This is a genomic window from Streptomyces sp. NPDC048484, assembly GCF_040651415.1.
GTDB lineage: Bacteria > Actinomycetota > Actinomycetes > Streptomycetales > Streptomycetaceae > Streptomyces.
In genome coordinates this window covers 1-19940 of record NZ_JBEZJY010000075.1, presented here as the reverse complement: position 1 = coordinate 19940, position 19940 = coordinate 1, and the positions used below count along the sequence as shown (strand labels likewise).

Annotated in this window: 15 protein-coding genes; 11 read left to right on the top strand and 4 right to left on the bottom strand. The window is 70.5% G+C overall.

Features of this window, described 5'->3' with window-relative positions; all coding sequences use genetic code 11:
• The first annotated feature begins 241 nt into the window (after window positions 1–241).
• The 8 genes from AB0D14_RS41725 (at window position 242) to AB0D14_RS41690 (ending at window position 8936) form a co-directional block, all read left to right on the top strand.
• Complete coding sequence (locus AB0D14_RS41725) at window positions 242–2998, top strand: DNA translocase FtsK (protein ID WP_362789772.1); 2757 nt, start codon at window positions 242–244, stop codon at window positions 2996–2998.
• Window positions 2999–3328: 330 nt separating this feature from the next.
• The gene (locus AB0D14_RS41720; protein ID WP_362789770.1) at window positions 3329–4189 is read left to right on the top strand and encodes a RodZ domain-containing protein; all 861 of its coding nucleotides are present in this window, start codon (window positions 3329–3331) and stop codon (window positions 4187–4189) included.
• Window positions 4190–4351: 162 nt separating this feature from the next.
• Complete coding sequence (rimO, locus tag AB0D14_RS41715) at window positions 4352–5833, top strand: 30S ribosomal protein S12 methylthiotransferase RimO (RefSeq protein WP_362789767.1); 1482 nt, start codon at window positions 4352–4354, stop codon at window positions 5831–5833.
• Window positions 5830–6636: a CDP-diacylglycerol--glycerol-3-phosphate 3-phosphatidyltransferase gene (gene pgsA / locus AB0D14_RS41710; protein ID WP_362789764.1), complete on the top strand. Its 807-nt coding sequence runs from the start codon at window positions 5830–5832 to the stop codon at window positions 6634–6636. The genes rimO and pgsA overlap by 4 nt, the downstream gene beginning before the upstream one ends.
• Complete coding sequence (locus AB0D14_RS41705; protein ID WP_362789761.1) at window positions 6633–7178, top strand: CinA family protein; 546 nt, start codon at window positions 6633–6635, stop codon at window positions 7176–7178. Before pgsA ends, AB0D14_RS41705 begins: the two co-directional genes overlap by 4 nt.
• Before the next feature lie 109 nt (window positions 7179–7287).
• Window positions 7288–7662, top strand: a complete 375-nt coding sequence (locus AB0D14_RS41700) for a helix-turn-helix transcriptional regulator (RefSeq protein ID WP_362789759.1) — start codon at window positions 7288–7290, stop codon at window positions 7660–7662.
• A 294-nt stretch (window positions 7663–7956) separates the two neighbouring features.
• Window positions 7957–8436 carry a DNA starvation/stationary phase protection protein gene (locus AB0D14_RS41695; protein WP_362789757.1) on the top strand — a complete coding sequence of 160 codons (480 nt, stop codon included), beginning with the start codon at window positions 7957–7959 and terminating at the stop codon, window positions 8434–8436.
• A 233-nt stretch (window positions 8437–8669) separates the two neighbouring features.
• Window positions 8670–8936 (top strand): hypothetical protein, encoded by a 267-nt coding sequence (locus tag AB0D14_RS41690; RefSeq protein WP_362789783.1) that lies wholly within the window; start codon window positions 8670–8672, stop codon window positions 8934–8936.
• Between the two features lie 103 nt (window positions 8937–9039).
• Here the strand turns inward: AB0D14_RS41690 and AB0D14_RS41685 are convergent, their stop codons facing one another.
• The 4 genes from AB0D14_RS41685 to AB0D14_RS41670 all read right to left on the bottom strand — a co-directional run bounded on the left by AB0D14_RS41685 (window position 9040) and on the right by AB0D14_RS41670 (window position 17330).
• Window positions 9040–9804, bottom strand: a complete 765-nt coding sequence (locus tag AB0D14_RS41685) for an SDR family NAD(P)-dependent oxidoreductase (protein WP_362789754.1) — start codon at window positions 9802–9804, stop codon at window positions 9040–9042.
• Window positions 9805–9943: 139 nt separating this feature from the next.
• Complete coding sequence (locus AB0D14_RS41680) at window positions 9944–10810, bottom strand: DNA-formamidopyrimidine glycosylase family protein (protein WP_362789751.1); 867 nt, start codon at window positions 10808–10810, stop codon at window positions 9944–9946.
• A gap of 134 nt (window positions 10811–10944) precedes the next feature.
• A complete protein-coding gene (locus tag AB0D14_RS41675; protein WP_362789749.1) occupies window positions 10945–15933 on the bottom strand; it encodes an ATP-dependent helicase in 4989 nt (1662 codons plus the stop codon).
• Between the two features lie 452 nt (window positions 15934–16385).
• On the bottom strand, window positions 16386–17330 hold the full coding sequence (locus AB0D14_RS41670; protein ID WP_362789746.1) for a hypothetical protein: 945 nt from the start codon (window positions 17328–17330) through the stop codon (window positions 16386–16388).
• Between the two features lie 80 nt (window positions 17331–17410).
• On the opposite strand from AB0D14_RS41670, the gene AB0D14_RS41665 reads away from it, so the two are divergent.
• The 3 genes from AB0D14_RS41665 to recA form a co-directional block, all read left to right on the top strand.
• Window positions 17411–17605 carry a DUF3046 domain-containing protein gene (locus AB0D14_RS41665; RefSeq protein WP_362789744.1) on the top strand — a complete coding sequence of 65 codons (195 nt, stop codon included), beginning with the start codon at window positions 17411–17413 and terminating at the stop codon, window positions 17603–17605.
• A gap of 61 nt (window positions 17606–17666) precedes the next feature.
• Complete coding sequence (locus AB0D14_RS41660) at window positions 17667–18929, top strand: AI-2E family transporter (protein ID WP_362789742.1); 1263 nt, start codon at window positions 17667–17669, stop codon at window positions 18927–18929.
• A 271-nt stretch (window positions 18930–19200) separates the two neighbouring features.
• On the top strand, window positions 19201–19940 hold a 740-nt coding region (gene recA / locus AB0D14_RS41655; protein WP_362789739.1), incomplete at its 3' end, for a recombinase RecA.

Genomic DNA, 19940 nt, shown 5'->3' with positions numbered 1-19940 from the left:
CCCAGGCGCCTTGTGCGGCTTGCGGGTTGGTGGGGCGGGCCGCGTTGTTCCCGTGCCCCTCATGGTGCTCGTATCCCGGCGCTCGTAGTGGGCGACGTGGGCGACTTCAGCCGAACGGCGTTGCTCCGGGCCGGGTTTGGCGACGCGACGGCGTCAGTCCGGCCTCCTGGATGGGCGACACGAACGGGTGAAGCAGTAGGCACACGTGTACGCAGTGGTCTCCACCGGTAACCTCACATCCATGGCCTCACGTCAGCCCGCAGCCAAGAAGTCGCCCGCGAAGAAGGCGGCCGCTCCGACGAAGGCTGTGGCGAAGAAGGCCGCCGCGAAGAAAGCCCCCGCGAAAAAGGCGCCTGCGAAGAAAGCCGCAGCCAGGAAGGCCGCGCCCCCGAAGCCGGCACCCAGCCCGACCGGAGGCGTGTACAGGCTCGTACGCGCCCTCTGGCTGGGAGTCGCGCACGCCGTCGGCGCGGTGTTCCGCGGCATAGGGCGCGGTGCGAAGGGACTCGATCCGGCGCACCGCAAGGACGGCCTCGCACTGCTGCTGATCGGTCTCACGCTGATCACCGCCGCAGGGACCTGGTCCAACCTCCGCGGCCCGGTGGGCGACCTCGTCGAGATGCTGGTGACCGGTGCCTTCGGCCGTCTCGACCTGCTCGTGCCGATACTGCTGGCGGTCATCGCCGCCCGGCTCATCCGGCACCCCGAGAAGCCCGACGCCAACGGGCGCATCGTCATCGGCCTGTCCGCGCTCGCCATCGGTGTGCTCGGCCAGGTCCACATCGCCTGCGGGGCGCCCGCGCGAAGCGCCGGCATGCAGGCGATAAGAGACGCGGGCGGGCTCATGGGCTGGGGCGTGGCGACCCCGCTGACGTACACGATGGGTGACGTTCTGGCTGTGCCGCTCCTCGTGCTGCTCACGGTGTTCGGGCTGCTCGTGGTCACCGCGACGCCCGTCAACGCGATTCCGCATCGGCTGCGGCTGCTGGGCGTCCGGCTGGGCGTCCTGCAGCCGCGGGCGACGGACGACGCCTTCGGCGACGATGCCTTCGGCGAGGACGACGAGCGTTACGACGAGCAGTGGCGCGAAGCGCTGCCCGCGAGCCCCCGGCGGCGCCGGCCGCAGCCCGAGACGTACGACCCGGACGACGCCGAGCAGGAGGCGCTTTCCGAGCGCCGGAGCCGCCGCAGGCGCCCCGCCGTGCAGCAGCCCGCGCTGGACCGGCCCCTGGACGCGGTCGACGTGGCCGCTGCCGCCGCCGCGGCACTCGACGGCGCCGTGCTGCACGGGATGCCGCCCTCGCCGCTGGTGGCCGACCTGACGCAGGGCGTCGGCACGGACCGCGGCGAGCGCGAGGAGTCGGGCCGGAGCGAGGAGTCGGCGCCGGTGCCCGGCGCGCGTGCCAAGGGCGCCAGGCCCAAGCAGGAGATGCTGAAGGCCGAAGTCGCCGACCTGACCAAACCCGCTCCCGACGCGCCCCGGGAGCTCCCGTCAAGGGCCGAGCAGCTTCAGCTCTCCGGCGACATCACGTACGCGCTGCCGTCGCTCGACCTTCTGGAGCGCGGCGGCCCCGGCAAGACGCGCAGCGCCGCCAACGACGCCATCGTCGCGTCGCTCACCACTGTCTTCACCGAGTTCAAGGTCGACGCGTCCGTCACCGGCTTCACCCGCGGTCCGACGGTCACGCGGTACGAGGTCGAGCTCGGCCCCGCCGTGAAGGTCGAGCGGATCACAGCGCTCGCCAAGAACATCGCGTACGCCGTCGCCAGCCCGGACGTGCGGATCATCAGCCCGATCCCCGGCAAGTCCGCGGTCGGTATCGAGATCCCCAACAGCGACCGGGAGATGGTCAACCTCGGCGACGTACTCCGCCTCGCGGCCGCCGCCGAGGATGAGCACCCGATGCTCGTCGCGCTCGGAAAGAACGTCGAGGGCGGCTACGAGATGGCCAATCTCACGAAGATGCCGCACCTCCTGGTGGCCGGAGCGACCGGCTCCGGAAAGTCCTCGTGCATCAACTGCCTGATCACGTCGGTCATGGTGCGGGCGACCCCCGAGGACGTGCGCATGGTCCTGGTCGACCCCAAGCGCGTCGAGCTGACCGCGTACGAGGGCATCCCGCACCTGATCACGCCCATCATCACCAACCCGAAGCGGGCCGCCGAGGCGCTGCAGTGGGTCGTACGGGAGATGGATCTGCGGTACGACGACCTGGCGGCCTTCGGGTACCGGCACATCGACGACTTCAACGACGCCATAAGGAAGGGCAAGGTCAAGCTGCCCGAGGGAAGCGAACGGGAGCTGTCCCCGTACCCGTACCTGCTGGTGATCGTGGACGAACTCGCGGACCTGATGATGGTCGCTCCGAGGGACGTGGAGGACGCCATCGTGCGCATCACGCAGCTCGCGCGCGCGGCCGGCATCCACCTGGTGCTTGCCACGCAGCGGCCGTCGGTCGACGTCGTCACCGGTCTGATCAAGGCGAACGTGCCGTCCCGGCTCGCCTTCGCCACCTCCTCGCTCGCCGACAGCCGGGTCATCCTCGACCAGCCCGGCGCCGAGAAGCTGATCGGCAAGGGTGACGGGCTCTTCCTGCCGATGGGGGCGAGCAAGCCCACCCGTATGCAGGGCGCCTTCGTCACCGAGGACGAGGTCGCCGCCGTGGTGCAGCACTGCAAGGACCAGATGGCGCCGGTCTTCCGGGACGACGTCACCGTGGGAACCAAGCAGAAGAAGGAGATCGACGACGACATCGGCGACGATCTCGACCTGCTGTGCCAGGCCGCCGAGCTGGTCGTCTCCACGCAGTTCGGGTCGACCTCGATGCTCCAGCGCAAGCTGCGCGTGGGCTTCGCCAAGGCCGGGCGGCTCATGGACCTCATGGAGTCCCGCAACATCGTCGGGCCCAGTGAGGGTTCCAAGGCGCGTGATGTTCTTGTGAAAGCTGATGAGCTGGACGGAGTGCTCGCGGTGATCCGTGGGGAGGCTCAACCGTAGGGAAGCACGGCGGACCGCTTCCTTCCACGAGAGCGGACCGTCTCCTTCCACGAGAGCGGACCGCTTCCGTTCTCAAGGTGGTCGGGCCCGGATGTTTGGGTCGGGCCATCGGGGTGATCCGAACGTGACTCACCCGTAAGGAAACAGTGAGCAACCGTTTCCTTGTGTCGCACGTCAAGTTGAGGGAAGGGACACGTACATATCCCGGCATCAGGATGACCGGCCATTCTGATGGCGTACAAAGTCCTACCGCCCGGTTGCCCCACCCTTTCGCACCCCCCCTAGACTGAACCCCCAGCACAGGTGGCTTAACGCTCGAAAGGCGCCCCCGTGTCCATCGGCAACTCCCCTGACGACAACTCCTCCGACGACAATTCCCCCCAGGACGAGCGTTCCTCCGTGGAGGACGAACGGCCTTCGGTCGGCCGCGCTCTGCAGCAGGCGCGTATCGCGGCGGGGCTGACCGTCGACGACGTCAGTAACGCCACCCGGGTCCGTATGGCCATCGTGCACGCGATCGAGCAGGACGACTTCGGCCCCTGTGGCGGCGACGTCTACGCGCGCGGTCACATCAGGACGCTCGCCCGCGCCGTCGAACTGGACCCGGCCTCGCTGCTCAAGGCCTATGACGCCGAGCACGGCGGGCGGCCGGAGCCGACCCCGGCGGCACCCATGTTCGAGGCGGAGCGGATCCGTCCCGAGCGCCGGGGCCCCAACTGGACCGCGGCCATGGTCGCCGCGATCGTCGCGGTGATCGGCTTCGTCGGATTCACGCTGTTCAGCGGCGGCGACGGCGACGGCAGGAAGACGCAGGTCGCCGAGGGATCCACAGCCACCGCCAGCAAACCGGCCAAGACCAAGCCGACACCGGCCAAGCCGGACGCCCCGAAGACCGACCCGTCCGACAGCGCCATCGCGGCCGCACCGCAGGACAAGGTCACCGTCCAGGTCAGTGCCCCGGACGGCCGCAGCTGGATCTCGGCCAAGGACCACAACGGACGGCTGCTCTTCGACGGCCTGCTGGAGCAGGGCGCCTCCAAGACCTTCCAGGACAACGAGAAGGTCGATCTCGTCCTCGGTGACGCGGGCGCCATCCAGCTCTACGTGAACGGCAAGAAGATCGACGACGAGTTCCAGTCGGGCCAGGTGGAACGTTTGACGTACACGAAGGGCGACCCCGAGGTCGGCTGAGCCGGGCGGCTTCACCGACGGCGGGGCGGCTTCGCCCGCACCCGTCGGGGGGCACGCCTTCACACACTCGCCCGGCCTTTCGGGCACTCGGGAACGGGGTTGGCCAAGATCGGCCAACCCCGTCGACGTGGGCTGTCAGTGGGACGAAGTACTCTTGAGCCCATGCCTGAACGCCGTACCGTCGCACTCGTCACTCTTGGCTGCGCCCGTAACGAGGTGGACTCGGAGGAGCTCGCAGGCCGCTTGGAGGCGGACGGCTGGCACCTCGTGGAGGACGCTGAGAACGCGGACGTCGCCGTCGTCAACACCTGTGGCTTCGTCGAGGCAGCCAAGAAGGACTCCGTCGACGCCCTCCTGGAAGCCAACGACCTCAAGGGGCAAGGCAGAACCCAGGCGGTGGTGGCCGTCGGCTGCATGGCCGAGCGGTACGGCAAGGAGCTGGCCGAGGCCCTGCCCGAGGCCGACGGCGTGCTCGGCTTCGACGACTACGCCGACATCTCCGACCGGCTCCAGACCATCCTGAACGGCGGGATCCACGCCGCCCACACCCCGCGCGACCGGCGCAAGCTGCTGCCGATCAGCCCCGCCGAGCGACAGGACGCCGGAGCGGAGGTCGCCCTTCCGGGACACGGCCCCGTCGATCTTCCCGAAGGACTCGCTCCGGACTCGGGCCCCCGAGCGCCGCTGCGCCGGCGGCGGGACGGCTCCCCGGTGGCCTCGGTGAAGCTCGCCTCCGGCTGCGACCGGCGCTGCTCCTTCTGCGCCATCCCGTCCTTCCGCGGCTCCTTCATCTCGCGGCGCCCCAGTGACGTACTGGGGGAGACGCGCTGGCTCGCCGAGCAGGGCGTGAAGGAGATCATGCTGGTCTCCGAGAACAACACGTCGTACGGCAAGGACCTCGGCGACATCCGCCTTCTGGAGACGCTGCTGCCGGAGCTCGCCGACGTCGACGGCATCGAGCGGGTGCGGGTCAGCTATCTGCAGCCCGCCGAGATGCGGCCGGGGCTCATCGACGTGCTGACCTCCACACCGAAGATCGCCCCCTACTTCGACCTGTCCTTCCAGCACTCCGCACCCGGGGTGCTGCGCGCGATGAGGCGATTCGGGAACACCGACCAGTTCCTGGAGCTCCTCGACACGATCCGCTCCAAGGCCCCGCAGGCCGGAGTCCGGTCCAACTTCATCGTGGGCTTCCCCGGTGAGAGCGCGGACGACCTGGCGGAGCTGGAGCGCTTCCTGACCAACGCGCGCCTGGACGCCATCGGAGTCTTCGGATACTCCGACGAGGACGGCACCGAAGCGGCGACGTACGAGAACAAGCTGGACGAGGACGTCGTCGCCGAGCGCCTCGCGCGGGTGTCCCGGCTCGCCGAGGAACTGGTCTCGCAGCGGGCGGAGGAGCGCGTCAGCGAGACCCTGCAGGTGCTGGTCGAGTCCACGGGCTCGGCCGCCGAGGACGAGGCCGCGTACGGCCGTGCCGCGCACCAGGCGCCCGAGACCGACGGCCAGGTGCTGTTCACGAGCAGCGAAGGACTGACTGTCGGCCGTATGGTCGAGGCGAAGGTGGTCGGTACGGAAGGTGTCGACCTGGTGGCCGAGCCGCTCCTGGGCTCGCTCGGGTGTACTGAGGAGGCAGCCAGATGACCGGAGTCCCGGCATCCGCGGCGGGCGGCCCCGGTGCGCCCGGTACACGCGGTGCTGCCGGAGCTCCCGGCACGAGAACCTCCGGAGCGGGAACCTCCGGTACAGGCGCGGGAATCTCGGGAACTGGCACGGGAACCTCCGGCACGGGCGTTTCCGGCGCCCAGGGGCCGAAGACGCCACTCGGCGGCGGGAAGCTGGGCGCCGCGGCCGTCAACCAGGCCAGCCTGTGGAACGTCGCCAATCTGCTCACCATGCTCCGGCTCGTGCTCGTGCCGGGATTCGTGGCGCTGATGCTGGCCGACGGCGGTTATGACCCGGTGTGGCGGGCCTGGGCCTGGGCCGCCTTCGCCGTCGCCATGATCACGGACATCTTCGACGGCCATCTGGCCCGCACGTACAACCTCGTCACCGACTTCGGGAAGATTGCCGATCCGATCGCCGACAAGGCGATCATGGGAGCGGCGCTCATCTGTCTCTCCTGGCTCGGTGATCTGCCCTGGTGGGTGACGGGAGTGATCCTCGGGCGTGAACTCGGGATCACCTTCCTGCGCTTCCTGGTGATCCGGTACGGCGTGATCCCCGCCAGCCGCGGCGGCAAACTGAAGACGCTCGCGCAGGGCGTGGCCGTCGGGATGTACGTCCTGGCGCTGACGGGGCCGCTGGCGACCCTGCGGTTCTGGGTGATGGCTGTGGCGGTCGCCCTCACCGTCGTCACCGGGGCCGACTATGTGAGACAGGCCATTGTGCTGCGGCGCCAGGGACTGGCTGCGAGAAAGGCCACCGCCGAGGAGGCGGAAGCGTGACGTCCACGGCCGCCGAAGTGTTGCGACTACTCACAGTGAGGGGAGAAACCCTCGCTGTCGCCGAGTCGCTGACCGGCGGTCTGGTGGCCGCGGAGCTCGCGGCGGTGCCGGGGGCCTCGCAAGCCTTCCGTGGCTCCGTGACCGCGTACGCCACCGATCTCAAGCGCGATGTGCTGGGAGTCGACGCCACTCTGCTGGATCAGCGCGGAGCGGTGGATCCGCAGGTCGCGACAGAGATGGCGGCCGGCGCGCGCAGGGTGCTCGGCGCGGACTGGGGGATCTCGACCACCGGAGTCGCGGGGCCGGAGTCCCAGGACGGGCAGCCGGTCGGCACGGTTTTCGTCGCCGTGGACGGGCCCTCCGGGGCGACGAATGGAAACGTTCTTGGCGGGAAAGTGGCGGCGCTGCGGTTGAACGGCTCCCGGACGGAAATCCGTATGGAGAGTGTACGGAGCGTGCTCGCACTGCTTCTGGAACGGCTAGTGGGCGAACACACTGGGAATGAGCGGACACAGGATACGGAACAGAACGGGGGGTTTTGATGTTTGCAGCCCTGAGTGAACACGACATCGCTCCCCGCACGGCCGCGGCGCAAGGCGGTACGGTGGGGCGAGAAGGATGCGGCTACGCGGACCGAGGAGGGAGCCACCGATGATTCTGCTCCGTCGCCTGCTTGGTGACGTGCTGCGTCGGCAGCGCCAGCGCCAGGGCCGTACTCTGCGCGAAGTCTCCTCGTCCGCCCGAGTTTCACTCGGCTATCTCTCCGAGGTGGAGCGGGGGCAGAAGGAGGCTTCCTCTGAACTGCTCTCTGCGATCTGCGACGCGCTGGACGTACGGATGTCCGAGCTCATGAGGGAAGTGAGCGACGATCTCGCACTGGCCGAACTGGCCCAGTCGGCAGCGGCTACCCAGCCTGTACCCGCACCGGTACGCCCGATGCTCAACTCTGTCTCGGTGAGCGGTGTGCCGCCGGAACGGGTGACCATCAAGGCGCCTGCGGAGGCGGTGGACGTCGTCGCCGCCTGACGGCTCACGGGCTCGCGCCCATGAGCTGAGAAGAACTGTGTGAGGGCCCCGGCCGGGGCTTCCCCAGGGAGATCGAAGACCTGGAGGAGTGTGGTCGGGGTTTTTGCGTGGGTGGGGGCACGTTCTTGAGGCGCTTGAGGCGCTCGGGGTGTGGGTCGGGGGTCCTGATCATCGGCTCCAGCTTCGGGTGCGAGGTCGTGTCGCGGTCTTGTCGCGTTTGCCGGTAATGCTCCGGGCGGCCATGGTGGAGGAGCGGGGGGCAAGGCCGGGGGCGCTGCTGACCGGAGGAATTCGATGTACGTCGTGAAGAGCCCGTTGTCGGATGCTGATCTGAAGACCGTGGCCGACGCGCTGCAAGGCGCACTCGTCGATCTGGTGGATCTGTCACTCGTGGCGAAGCAGATCCATTGGAACGTGGTCGGGCCGCGTTTCCGGTCCGTCCACCTCCAGCTCGACGAGGTCGTCGACTCCGCCCGCCTGCACTCGGACAGCGTGGCGGAGCGTGGCTCCGCACTCGGTGTCTCCCCGGACGGGCGTGCCGCGACCGTCGCGAGCAGCAGCGGTATCGGCGCCGTACCGAACGGGTGGGTGAAGGACGTCGACGCCGTGGCTGCTCTTGTCGACGCGCTCGGAGCCGTGATCGTGCGAATGCGGGAGCGGGTGGGGGCGACGGAGACGGCTGACCCGGTGAGTCAGGACCTTCTCATCGGGATCACCGCTGATCTTGAGAAGCATCACTGGATGTTCCAGGCGGAGAACGCGGGCAACGGGTAACGGGTGGTGGCGGCCGGATGCCGGGTGGTGGTGGTGCGTTCGGGGTCCGCCTCGGCGCCGGACTCGGCTGCTGCTTCCACTCCGGTGCCTTCGTCGATCCTGGCTCGGGGCGCGCCACGGTGGGATGCGAGCCGTTGGTGCGCCCGGTGTGCTCCTGTAGGGCCGGTGCGCCCTGTCGATGGAGGAACGCGGCGGTCTAGCGTCGGGCTGGAGGCGGTGCCATGACGGGGCGGATGGGACGAATAGGCAGGTGGGGGCTTGCCCTGGGTGCCGGAGCGCTGTGGTGGTGGGCGGTGATACGGCTGGCGTTCGCTGCCGACACCGGTGTGCTGGAAGGCGCCGTGGCGGCCGGCGGGTGGGGGCTGAGCCTGCTACCGGTGCACTGTGTTCCCAAGGCGCGGGCCGTGGGGGCGGCCGGGTCGGACCAGTGGGTGCGGCGGGTCTCGGAGGTGTGGCGAAGGAGACGAGGACCGCTCTTGGGGCGGGGGCAATCGTTCTGAGGACCGTTCTGAGGGCAGCCCGGGGCGTGGGATGCGTGTGGGATGCGGAGCGACCTCCGGTGTGAGTGGGCCTGCGTGGCACTTGCCGATGCGCGTCCCGGCGCTACCAGGGCATCGCCACACCCCCGTTGGGGCGGAGGATCTGGCCCGTCATGAACGCCGAGGCGTCGGAGGCGAGGTAGAGGACCGCGTGCGCGATGTCCTCGGGCTCGCCGACTCGGCCCAGCGGTGACCTCCGCGCCATGAACGTCTCCGTCCGCGCCTGGGCCTCGCCGTCGTGCCGGTCGGTCATCGGCGTGCGGATCCAGCCCGGCGCGACCGCGTTGACGCGGATGCCGTGCGGGCCCATCTCGGTCGCCAGGGTCTTCGTCAACTGGACGACCGCTGCTTTCGCGGCTCCGTAACAGAGCAGCCCCGGCCCGCCGGTGTCGACGGCTCCCGAGGCCATGGTGATGATGCTGCCGGGGGTGTCGGAGGCCAGCATCGAGCGGGCCGCCTCCTGGCAGGCGTACAGGACGCCCTTGAAGTTGACCCCCAGTACCCGGTCGAGGTCCTCGTCCCGGGTTTCCAGGACGGGACTGCTGTGCATGATGCCGGCGACGGCGGCCATGACGTCCAGGCGCGCGCAGGTTCTGACCGCCTCGCCGAGCCGGACCCGGTCGGTGACGTCGAGGGTGTGGGCCTGGGCCGTACCGCCCTTGTCCTTGATCAGGGCGGTCGTCTCGTCGAGGCCTTGGGTATCGCGGTCCGCGCAGTGCACGGTCGCACCCGCTTCCGCGAGCAGCACGGCACAGGCGCGGCCTATGCCGCTGGCCGCGCCGGTGACGAATGCGATGCGTCCGGTGAGGTTGTACGCCGTGACGGGCATGAAGGGACCGTACGAGGACTTCTGACGGTCCGTCAATTAGTTGTGCGGGGTGAGGGTCGGAGATCGAGGCTGGGGCGCTGGCGGGATCGTTGGTCGTCCTGGGGTTCGGTTCGTCGGCGGGCGTGGGTTCCGGTGGTCGTCACCGGGCGCGGCCGGGCCGCGGGTCCTGACTGGGCCGTAGGTCCTGGCTGGACCCTGGGGACGGGCCGGATTGTGGGGCGGGGCCCGGCTGGCAGGTCGGACACCAGTACGTGGGGCGCTCGCGGGAGCCGTCGCCCTGGTTCGACACGCGGATCGCGGTGCCGCAGCGCAGGCAGGGACGGGACGCGCGGCCGTACACGAACAGGTTCTGGTCGCGACGGCCGGTCGTGATGCGGGTGGGGCGCTCGCGGTTGGCTTCCAGGAGTTTCTTGGCGAGCGTCGGCAGGTGGGCGGCGTACTCGGTGGAGAGCCGGCCGACGGGGAGCCATGGGGTGACGCGGAGCAGGAAGCAGAGCTCGCTCTTGTAGACGTTGCCGATGCCGGCGAGATTGCGCTGGTCGAGGAGGGCTTCGCCGAGGGCCCGGTCCGGGTCGCGTCGGAGGTTCGCCAGGGCCTTGCCGGGATCCCAGTCGGGGCCCAGGAGGTCGGGGCCGAGATGGCCTACCGCGCGGTCCTCGTCGGCGGTGCGGAGCAGTTCCAGGACGGGGAGCCGGTAACCGACGGCCGTGCGCTCCTCGGTGCCGAGAATCGCGCGGATCTGGTGACCGGGGCCGCCTCTCCAGCGCTCGCCGGGGGCGTAGATCTTCCAGGAGCCGTCCATGCGCAGATGCGAGTGCAGGGTCAGGCCGCCCTCGATGCGGGTGAGTAGGTGTTTCCCGCGCGGGGTGACGTCCAGGACGGTGCGTCCGGTGAGGTCGGCCAGGGCGTACTTGGGGACCCGGAGGTCGGATCGGGTGAGCACGTGGCCCGAGAGGGCGTTGTGCAGGCGCCGGGTGGCCTGCCAGACGGTGTCTCCTTCGGGCATGGGATCCAGGGTGGCACGGGGTGGGTGGGAGCGTCCTGCGGGTGGGGCGGTGCTCCCGGGGTGGGTTGGGGTGGGCTTGGGCCGGGCAGGCGGTCAGGCGGCCGGGGGATGTACGGGCCGGTGGGCGGGCGCTCCTACGCGCGCAGGCGCAACCCGCGCGGGGTCGCGTGGAAACCGGCTCCTTCCAGGAGGGTGCCGAACTCGGACGTCAGCGCTGACGCGCCGTTGACCCGTTCCACGGTGACCGTGCCGAGGGAACCCGCGCGGGCGGCCGCCGCCAGCGCTTCGGCCGCCGTACGCAGGCCTATGTCGTGCAAGGGCGTCTCATCCGGTGCGGAGGGCCAGGCCAGGAGCGTCTTGCCGCCGCGCTCCATGTAGAGGGTCAGCTCGCCGTCCACCAGTACGACCAGGGAGCCTGCCTTGCGGCCTGGTTTGTGGCCCGCGCCGGTCGGGGGCTCGGGCCAGGCAAGGGCCGCGCCGTAGGCGTTCGCGGGATCGGCGGCGGCCAGCACGATGGCGCGGTTCGCACTGCTCGCACGGGTGCGGGAGGCAGGGCCTCCGGAGAACGCCTGCGGAGCCGAACGAGGTGAGCCGGCGAAAGGGGACGCGTAACCCCGTCCTTCGGAGCCGGGCGCCGAGATGCCGGCATCGGTATCGGCATCGGTATCGACATCGGAGGGCCATCCGGTACCGCCGCCCAGGGAGTACGGGTCGTTGTCCGGCCTCAGGGTCTTGGCGGACGGGAAGCCCGCGTCGCTGTCGACGTCGACAGCGAAGGGGTCCGGGTGACCGGCTGGGCCGTCCAAGGGGCTCGGTGCTCCCGCGCCCGAGTGGCCGAACGCGGGAGCAGCCGCGAAGGCGGGATCGGGCAGGGCCTCACCCCGCTCGCGGGCGGTGGCCGCCGCGCGCAGCCGGTCCACGGCACCGTCCATCGCGAACTGTGCGGCTCCGAGCCCCTCCACTACATAACCGCGGCGGGCCTGGCCGCTCTCCTCGAACACGGACAGGACGCGGTAGACGGCGGAGAAGCCGCCCTCCACCCCCTCCGCCGCGACCGCGCCCCGGGTGACCACACCGTGTCGGTCGAGCAGGGTGCGGGCCAGGGCATGGGCGCGCACCGTGGCATCGGGCTCATGGTCGGGGAGCAGCGACCAGCGGCCCGCGACGGTCGGCGGGCCTGTGCGCGAGGTGGGACGCGCGGCGGCCGTCAGACTTCCGTAGCGCCCGCGGGGCACCGCGCGCTTCGCGCGGTGCGCGGTGGAGCCCGCGGTACGGCCGGAGCCCAGGAGGGAACGCATCGGGCCGAGCGTGTCGTTCGTCAGGCGGCCCGACCACGCCAGGTCCCAGACGGCGTCGGCCAGCTGAGGGTCGGTGGCCTCCGGATGCGTGGTGGCCCGGACCTGTTCGGTGATCTGCCGGAAGAAGAGGCCGTAGCCACCGGAGAGGGCGTCCAGGACCGACTGGTGGAGCGCGGTCAGCTCCAGGGGATGCGGTGGCGGGAGGAGGAGCGGCGCCGCATCCGCCAGGTAGAGGGAGACCCAGCCGTCCTTGCCGGGCAGTGCGCCGGCGCCGGCCCAGACCACCTCTCCGGCGGCGGTCAGCTCGTCGAGCATCGCGGGCGCGTAGTGCGAGACGCGGGACGGCAGGACGAGCTTCTCCAGCGCGGACGCGGGCACCGACGCGCCCTGCAACTGCTCGATGGCGCGCACGAGTCCGTCAAGACCGCGCAGGCCGTGCCCGCTGCCCAGATGCTGCCACTGCGGCAGGAACTGCGCGAGTGCGGCGGGGGGCACCGGCTCCAGCTCGTGGCGCAGCGCGGCGAGCGAACGGCGCCGCAGTCTGCGCAGCACCGTCGCGTCGCACCACTCCTGGCCGATCCCCGCCGGATGGAACTCGCCCTGCACGACGCGACCGCTCCCCGAGAGCCGCTGCAGAGCGCCCTCGGTGACCGCGGTACCGAGGCCGAAGCGGGCCGCCGCCGCGGTCGAGGTGAAGGGGCCGTGCGTGCGCGCGTACCGGGCGAGGAGGTCGCCGAGGGGGTCCTTGACCGGCTCGGTGAAGGCTTCGGGGACGCCGACGGGCAGTGCGGTGCCGAGTGCGTCACGCAGCCGGCCGGCGTCCTCGATCGTCGCCCAGTGGTCCGCCCCGGCGATCCGGACCTGGATGACGCGGCGGGTGGCGGCCAGCTCGCGCGCCCACTCCGGTTCGGCTCCCCGCTCGGCCAGTTCGGCGTCGGTGAGCGGGCCGAGCATCCGCAGCCGGTCCGCGACGCCCTCGGCGTCCTTGGTCCGGCGGTCCTCGGTGAGCCACTGCAGCTCGCTCTCCAGCTCGGTCAGGACGTCCGCGTCCAGGAGCTCGCGCAGCTCCGCCTGACCCAGGAGTTCGGCGAGCAGACGGGAGTCCAGGGACAGGGCCGCGGCACGCCGCTCGGCGAGGGGTGAGTCGCCCTCGTACAGGAACTGGGCGACGTAACCGAAGAGCAGCGAGCGGGCGAACGGGGACGGCTCGGGTGTCGTGACCTCGACGAGCCGCACCTTGCGGGATTCCAGGTCGCCCATCAGCTCGACGAGGCCGGGTACGTCGAAGACGTCCTGGAGGCATTCGCGGACCGCTTCCAGGACGATCGGGAAGGAACCGAACTCGCTGGCCACCTGCAGCAGCTGGGCGGCGCGCTGGCGCTGCTGCCACAAGGGGGTGCGCTTGCCCGGGCTGCGGCGCGGCAGCAGCAAGGCGCGGGCCGCGCATTCGCGGAAACGAGACGCGAACAGGGCCGAGCCGCCGACCTGGTCCGTGACGATCTGGTTGACCTCGCCCTTGTCGAACGCGACGTCCGCCGCGCCCACGGGGGCCTTCTCGGCGTCGTACTCCGATCCCAGCTTCACGGGATCCTGGTCGAGCAGGTCCAGGCTCATCAGATCGGCGTCGGGCAGGCGCAGCACGATGCCGTCGTCGGCGTGCATGACCTGCGCGTCCATGCCGTACCGCTCGGAAAGGCGGGCACCGAGCGCGAGCGCCCAGGGGGCGTGGACCTGGGCACCGAAGGGGGAGTGCACGACGACCCGCCAGTCGCCCAGCTCGTCGCGGAACCGCTCCACCACGATGGTGCGGTCGTCCGGGACGTGCCCGCAGGCCTCTCGCTGCTCGGCCAGGTACGAGATGACGTTGTCCGCGGCCCAGTCGTCCAGGCCGGCGGCGTGGAGGCGCAGCCGGGCGTCGTCCTTGGACAGTGCGCCGACCTCGCGGAGGAACGCGCCCAGCGCGCGGCCCAGTTCGAGTGGGCGTCCGAGTTGGTCGCCCTTCCAGAAGGGCAGCCTGCCCGGCACACCGGGCGCGGGGGAGACCAGGACGCGGTCGCGGGTGATGTCCTCGATACGCCAGGAACTGGTGCCCAGGGTGAAGACATCGCCGACCCGGGACTCGTAGACCATCTCCTCGTCGAGCTCGCCGACCCGGCCGCCGCCCTTCTTGGGGTCGGAGCCTGCGAGGAACACTCCGAAGAGGCCACGGTCCGGGATCGTGCCCCCGGAGGTGACGGCGAGGCGCTGTGCGCCGGGGCGCCCCGCGACCGTACCGGCGACCCGGTCCCACACCACGCGCGGACGCAACTCGGCGAACGCGTCCGACGGATAGCGGCCCGCGAGCATGTCGAGCACCGCCGTGAACGCCGACTCGGGGAGCGCGGCGAACGGTGCCGCCCGGCGGACGGTGGCGAGCAGGTCGTCGAACTGCCAGGTGTCCAGCGCCGTCATGGCGACGATCTGCTGGGCCAGCACGTCCAGCGGATTCGTGGGGACACGGAGGGATTCGATGGAGCCGGTGCGCATCCGCTCGGTGACGACGGCGGCCTGGACGAGATCGCCCCGGTACTTGGGAAAGACCACGCCCGTGGAGACCGCCCCGACCTGGTGGCCCGCGCGGCCCACTCGCTGGAGGCCGGATGCCACCGAGGGCGGCGACTCGACCTGGATGACGAGGTCCACCGCGCCCATGTCGATGCCGAGCTCCAGGCTGGAGGTGGCCACCACAGCGGGCAGGCGGCCTGCCTTCAGGTCCTCCTCGACGAGGGCGCGCTGCTCCTTGGAGACCGAACCGTGGTGGGCACGGGCGATGACCGACGGCGCACCCTGGGCCGCGCCCGAGCCGCCCATCAGCTCGGCCGGAGAGTGATGCTCCTGCAGGGGCTCGCCCGTCGCCCTCTCGTACGCGATCTCGTTGAGCCGGTTGCAGAGGCGCTCCGCGAGGCGGCGGGAGTTGGCGAAGACGATCGTCGAGCGGTGGGACTGGACGAGGTCGACGATCTTCTCTTCGACATGCGGCCAGATGGAGGGCTTGTCCGCACCTTCGTTCGAGTCGGCCACCGGGGAGCCACCCAGCTCACCCAGGTCCTCGACGGGCAGGACCACGGAGAGGTCGAACTCCTTGCTGGACGGGGGCTGGACGATCTCCACCTTGCGGTGGGGGGAAAGATAGCGGGCGACCTCGTCCACCGGGCGGACGGTGGCGGAGAGACCGATGCGGCGCGCCGGCCTCGGCAGCAGCTCGTCGAGCCGCTCCAGGGTCAGGGCGAGATGGGCGCCACGCTTGGTGCCCGCGACGGCGTGCACCTCGTCCAGGATCACCGTCTCGATGCCCGTCAGCGCCTCGCGCGTGGCCGACGTGAGCATCAGGAACAGCGACTCCGGGGTCGTGATCAGGATGTCCGGCGGTCGGATGGCCAGCGTGCGGCGCTCGGCGGGCGGTGTGTCGCCGGAGCGGATGCCGACCTTCACCTCGGGCTCGGGTTGCCCCAGGCGCACCGCCTCCTGCCGGATACCGGTCAGGGGGCTGCGCAGGTTTCGCTCCACGTCGACCGCGAGCGCCTTCAGCGGCGACACGTACAGGACTCGGCAGCGCTTCTTGGGGTCGGCCGGTGGCGGCGTCGAAGCCAGTTGGTCCAGTGCGGCGAGGAACGCGGCCAGGGTCTTGCCGGAGCCGGTCGGGGCGACCACCAGCACGTCCGAGCCTTCGCCGATGGCCTGCCATGCGCCGACCTGGGCGTCGGTGGGCGCGGAGAAAGCCCCCGTGAACCAGGCACGGGTCGCGGGGGAGAAGCCCTTCAGGGCTCGCTGCGCGGAGCTGACCATGAGTCCATCCTGCACCCGGCCACTGACAACGGCATTGACCTGCGGGAACGCGGGCGGTGGATGGCTCGCGCGCCTGCCGTCGCCGCAGCCGAAGCGGCGCGGCCGGGCCAGGGCTGGGCTGGGCTGGGGCATGAGCGGAGAAGTCACGCCCGGCCCGTGCGGCGACGGTCAGGCGGCGTCCGGGCCATGTCGCGATGGCGGAGAGCGGTGGCATGGCGGGCGCGGGACAGGAGCGGGCGCGGCACTGGCAGTACGCGGAGGTGCCCGGCACACCTTCGCCGACAGTCGGACAGCCGGACAGCCGGACAGCCGGACAGCCGGACAGCCGGACAGCCGGACAGCCGGGTCCTGGTGCTGGGCGCGAGGGCCGCGGGGCTCGCGCCGTGACCGTGGCACCGCCGTCCGTGTGACCGCTCGCCGCCGTCCCGTGTCCCCGGGGCGCGCGGCAGACGTCAGCTGACGAGCAACCCGTACGCCCTCAGGGTGCGCAGCGCCTCGATCGTGACGATCGGACGTGCTTCCAGGGCGGTGCCCGGTGCCCACTGACGCCATCGGATCGGCCAGCCGCCGTCCTCCTCCTGCTGAGCCTCCAGGTAGCCCAGGGAACGGGTCATCTCCGCGTCGGTGAACCACGCGCGCGCGAGGGAGCCGGGCGTCTTCGCGTAGTCGTGCGGCAGATGGCGTTCCCCCGGCGCGTAACCGGGTGCCACGGGGAACGCGTCGAGATGCTCCGGGTCCAGCACCGCGAGCCGTTGCTCGCGCACCAGACGGCCGAGCCGGTCGGCGGCCGCCTCCGCGCGCGGGCGGTCGGGCGCGGAGTCCAGGAAGGCCACGGCGGCCTCGATCTCGTACGGATGCGACTTCTCCAGGGACTCCACCGCCTGCCAGCAGAAGTCGGTGGCCCGGAACAGCCAGGCGTGCCACACCTCGTTGCGGTGCAGCAGACCCACCACGGGACCGGTGGCGAGCAGTTCGCTGGGCGGGTCGTCCACGATGGGCACGAAGGGCGCCGACGGATAGCTCCGCTGGCTCGGATGAACCGCAGGCAGCGCGCCGTCCTGCGTCGACACGGAGGTCAGGTAGCGGCACACGCGTTCCACCCGCTGTCCGCCACAGCGCCCGATCGAGTCCAGGACACGCAGCGCGTGCCCTACGTGCAGGGGCTGGCTGACCGGGCCGCGCAGATCGGGTTCCAGCGCGTGGCCGTACCCGTCGTCCTCGTTGCGGTAGGCGGACAGCGTGGTCTCGACCGCGTCCGCGCCGCCGCCCAGAAAGTGGTACTCGAAACGGCGCTGCTCCAACACGCGCGCGGTGAGCCAGACGAATTGCTCGGCGCGGGCGACGGGAGTGTGTGCCGGGGGCGTCGGGGGGAGTGGGGATGCTCCTGTTTCGGCCATGGGTCAGACCGTAGGGCGGAAAGCGTTCTCGGCAAGGGGTCCCGGCTCGGGCCCACCCTCAGGGGCGGGATACTGGAGTCATGCGGTTGACGGTCTTCTGGCAGCGGATGGCGGATCACTTCGGTACGGAGTACGCCGACACCTTCGCGCGCGACCATGTGATGACGGAGCTCGGCGGACGCACGGTGCGGCAGGCGCTGGACGCGGGCTGGGAGGCGAAGGACGTGTGGCGCGCGGTGTGTACGGCGGTGAACGTTCCCCACGAATCGCGCTGACCGACCGCGAAGATCCGGGGGAGTGGGGTCGATTGTCGGTGACGTGGGCGAGACTTGGCCCGTGGCATCGACAGACGAGACCGCGCAGGTCGGACAGCACGCATCCCCGCTCGGCACGACACCTCCCAGGCCCCCGGCCGGGGGCGCGGCCGAGGGGGGCAGCGGTATGCCGCGCTGGCTCCCACGGGCCATGGTCCTCGCGCTCGCCCTCATCGCCTGTTTCCAGCTGGGCAGTTGGGCCTTCCATCAGCTGACCGGGCTGCTGATCAACATCCTGATCGCGTTCTTCCTGGCTCTCGCCATCGAGCCCGCGGTGAGCTGGATGGCTTCGTTCGGCATGCGCAGGGGACTGGCCACCGGTCTCGTGTTCCTCATCGTGATGATCGTGAGCGCGGGCTTCGTCGCGCTGCTCGGCTCGATGCTCGCCGGGCAGATCATCGACATCGTCGAGGACTTCCCGAAGTACGTCGAGTCGGTGATCAGCTGGATCAACACCACCTTCCACACGGAGCTCAGCCGCGTCGACATCCAGGACAGCCTGTTGCGTTCCGACTGGCTCCGGAAGTACGTGCAGAACAGTGCGACCGGCGTCCTGGACGTGTCCACGCAGGTACTGGGCGGTCTCTTCCAGCTCCTGACGATCACACTGTTCGCGTTCTACTTCGCCGCCGACGGCCCGCGGCTGCGGCGTGCGCTGTGCTCGGTACTGCCGCCGGCCCGGCAGGCGGAGGTCCTGCGCGCGTGGGAGATCGCCGTCAACAAGACCGGCGGGTACCTGTACTCACGCGGGTTGATGGCTCTCATCTCCGGCTTGGCGCACTACATCCTGCTGGAGTCCCTCGGCGTGGACTACGCGCCCGTGCTCGCCGTCTGGGTGGGCCTGGTCTCGCAGTTCATTCCCACCATCGGTACGTATCTCGCGGGCGCCCTGCCCATGCTGATCTCCTTCACGGTCAACCCCTGGTACGCGCTGTGGGTGCTGGTCTTCGTCGTGATCTACCAGCAGTTCGAGAACTACGTGCTGCAGCCCAAGCTGACCGCGAAGACCGTGGACATCCACCCGGCGGTCGCCTTCGGATCGGTCATCGCGGGCACCGCCCTGCTCGGAGCGGTCGGCGCGCTGATCGCCATCCCGGCGATCGCCACACTGCAGGCCTTCCTGGGGGCCTACGTGAAGCGGTACGACGTCACGGACGACCCGCGGGTGCACGGGCGTCGTGCACGGGGCCGGGGAACCCTCCTCAAGCGCATTCGACGCCTGCTGCGGGGCGACCCCCGGGAGCCGCTGCTGGTGGAGGACGACGGGCCCCGGGCCTCCCCCTAGCGCAGCCCCGCGCTGTCCGTGCGGCCCTGGAACGTCTGGGCGGCACGGGTCGCGGCACGCCCTTGCCGAGCGCGTGGTGCGCTTGACACCAAAATCGAACACGCGTTCTTATGGAGACTCCGGCGAAGCTGGAGACGGGATGCGAGCGGGGATTTCATGCGAAAGTGCCCGAGTTATCCACAGGCTGGACGGGCGTCGGGGCGCATTGTCAGTGGCAGGCGTTAGCGTCTTTGACGTGAAGCGATCGACTCAAGCAAATCGGGTGGAACCCATGGCAGGAACTGACCGCGAGAAGGCGCTCGACGCCGCACTCGCACAAATTGAACGGCAATTCGGCAAGGGCGCGGTGATGCGCCTCGGCGAGCGGCCGAACGAGCCCATCGAGGTCATCCCCACCGGGTCGACCGCGCTGGACGTCGCCCTCGGCGTCGGCGGCCTGCCACGTGGCCGAGTGGTGGAGGTGTACGGACCGGAGTCCTCCGGCAAGACGACCCTGACACTGCACGCGGTGGCGAACGCGCAGAAGGCCGGCGGCCAGGTGGCCTTCGTGGACGCGGAGCACGCCCTCGACCCCGAGTACGCGAAGAAGCTCGGCGTCGACATCGACAACCTCATCCTGTCGCAGCCGGACAACGGCGAACAGGCTCTGGAGATCGTCGACATGCTGATCCGCTCCGGCGCGCTCGACCTCATCGTCATCGACTCCGTCGCAGCCCTCGTGCCGCGCGCGGAGATCGAGGGCGAGATGGGCGACTCGCACGTGGGTCTGCAGGCCCGTCTGATGAGCCAAGCGCTCCGCAAGATCACCGGTGCACTGCACCAGTCCGGGACCACCGCGATCTTCATCAACCAGCTCCGCGAGAAGATCGGCGTGATGTTCGGCTCCCCGGAGACCACGACCGGCGGCCGGGCGCTGAAGTTCTACGCCTCGGTGCGGCTCGACATCCGCCGGATCGAGACCCTGAAGGACGGCACCGACGCGGTCGGCAACCGTACCCGCGTCAAGGTCGT

Bases quoted from the DNA above. Each gene is read 5' to 3' on its own strand.
- AB0D14_RS41725 (WP_362789772.1), top strand. From the start codon at position 242: ATGGCCTCACGTCAGCCCGCAGCCAAGAAGTCGCCCGCGAAGAAGGCG.
- rimO (WP_362789767.1), top strand. From the start codon at position 4,352: ATGCCTGAACGCCGTACCGTCGCACTCGTCACTCTTGGCTGCGCCCGT.
- pgsA (WP_362789764.1), top strand. From the start codon at position 5,830: ATGACCGGAGTCCCGGCATCCGCGGCGGGCGGCCCCGGTGCGCCCGGT.
- AB0D14_RS41700 (WP_362789759.1), top strand. From the start codon at position 7,288: ATGATTCTGCTCCGTCGCCTGCTTGGTGACGTGCTGCGTCGGCAGCGC.
- AB0D14_RS41695 (WP_362789757.1), top strand. From the start codon at position 7,957: ATGTACGTCGTGAAGAGCCCGTTGTCGGATGCTGATCTGAAGACCGTG.
- AB0D14_RS41690 (WP_362789783.1), top strand. From the start codon at position 8,670: ATGGGACGAATAGGCAGGTGGGGGCTTGCCCTGGGTGCCGGAGCGCTG.
- AB0D14_RS41685 (WP_362789754.1), bottom strand. From the start codon at position 9,804: ATGCCCGTCACGGCGTACAACCTCACCGGACGCATCGCATTCGTCACC.
- AB0D14_RS41680 (WP_362789751.1), bottom strand. From the start codon at position 10,810: ATGCCCGAAGGAGACACCGTCTGGCAGGCCACCCGGCGCCTGCACAAC.
- AB0D14_RS41675 (WP_362789749.1), bottom strand. From the start codon at position 15,933: ATGGTCAGCTCCGCGCAGCGAGCCCTGAAGGGCTTCTCCCCCGCGACC.
- AB0D14_RS41670 (WP_362789746.1), bottom strand. From the start codon at position 17,330: ATGGCCGAAACAGGAGCATCCCCACTCCCCCCGACGCCCCCGGCACAC.
- AB0D14_RS41665 (WP_362789744.1), top strand. From the start codon at position 17,411: ATGCGGTTGACGGTCTTCTGGCAGCGGATGGCGGATCACTTCGGTACG.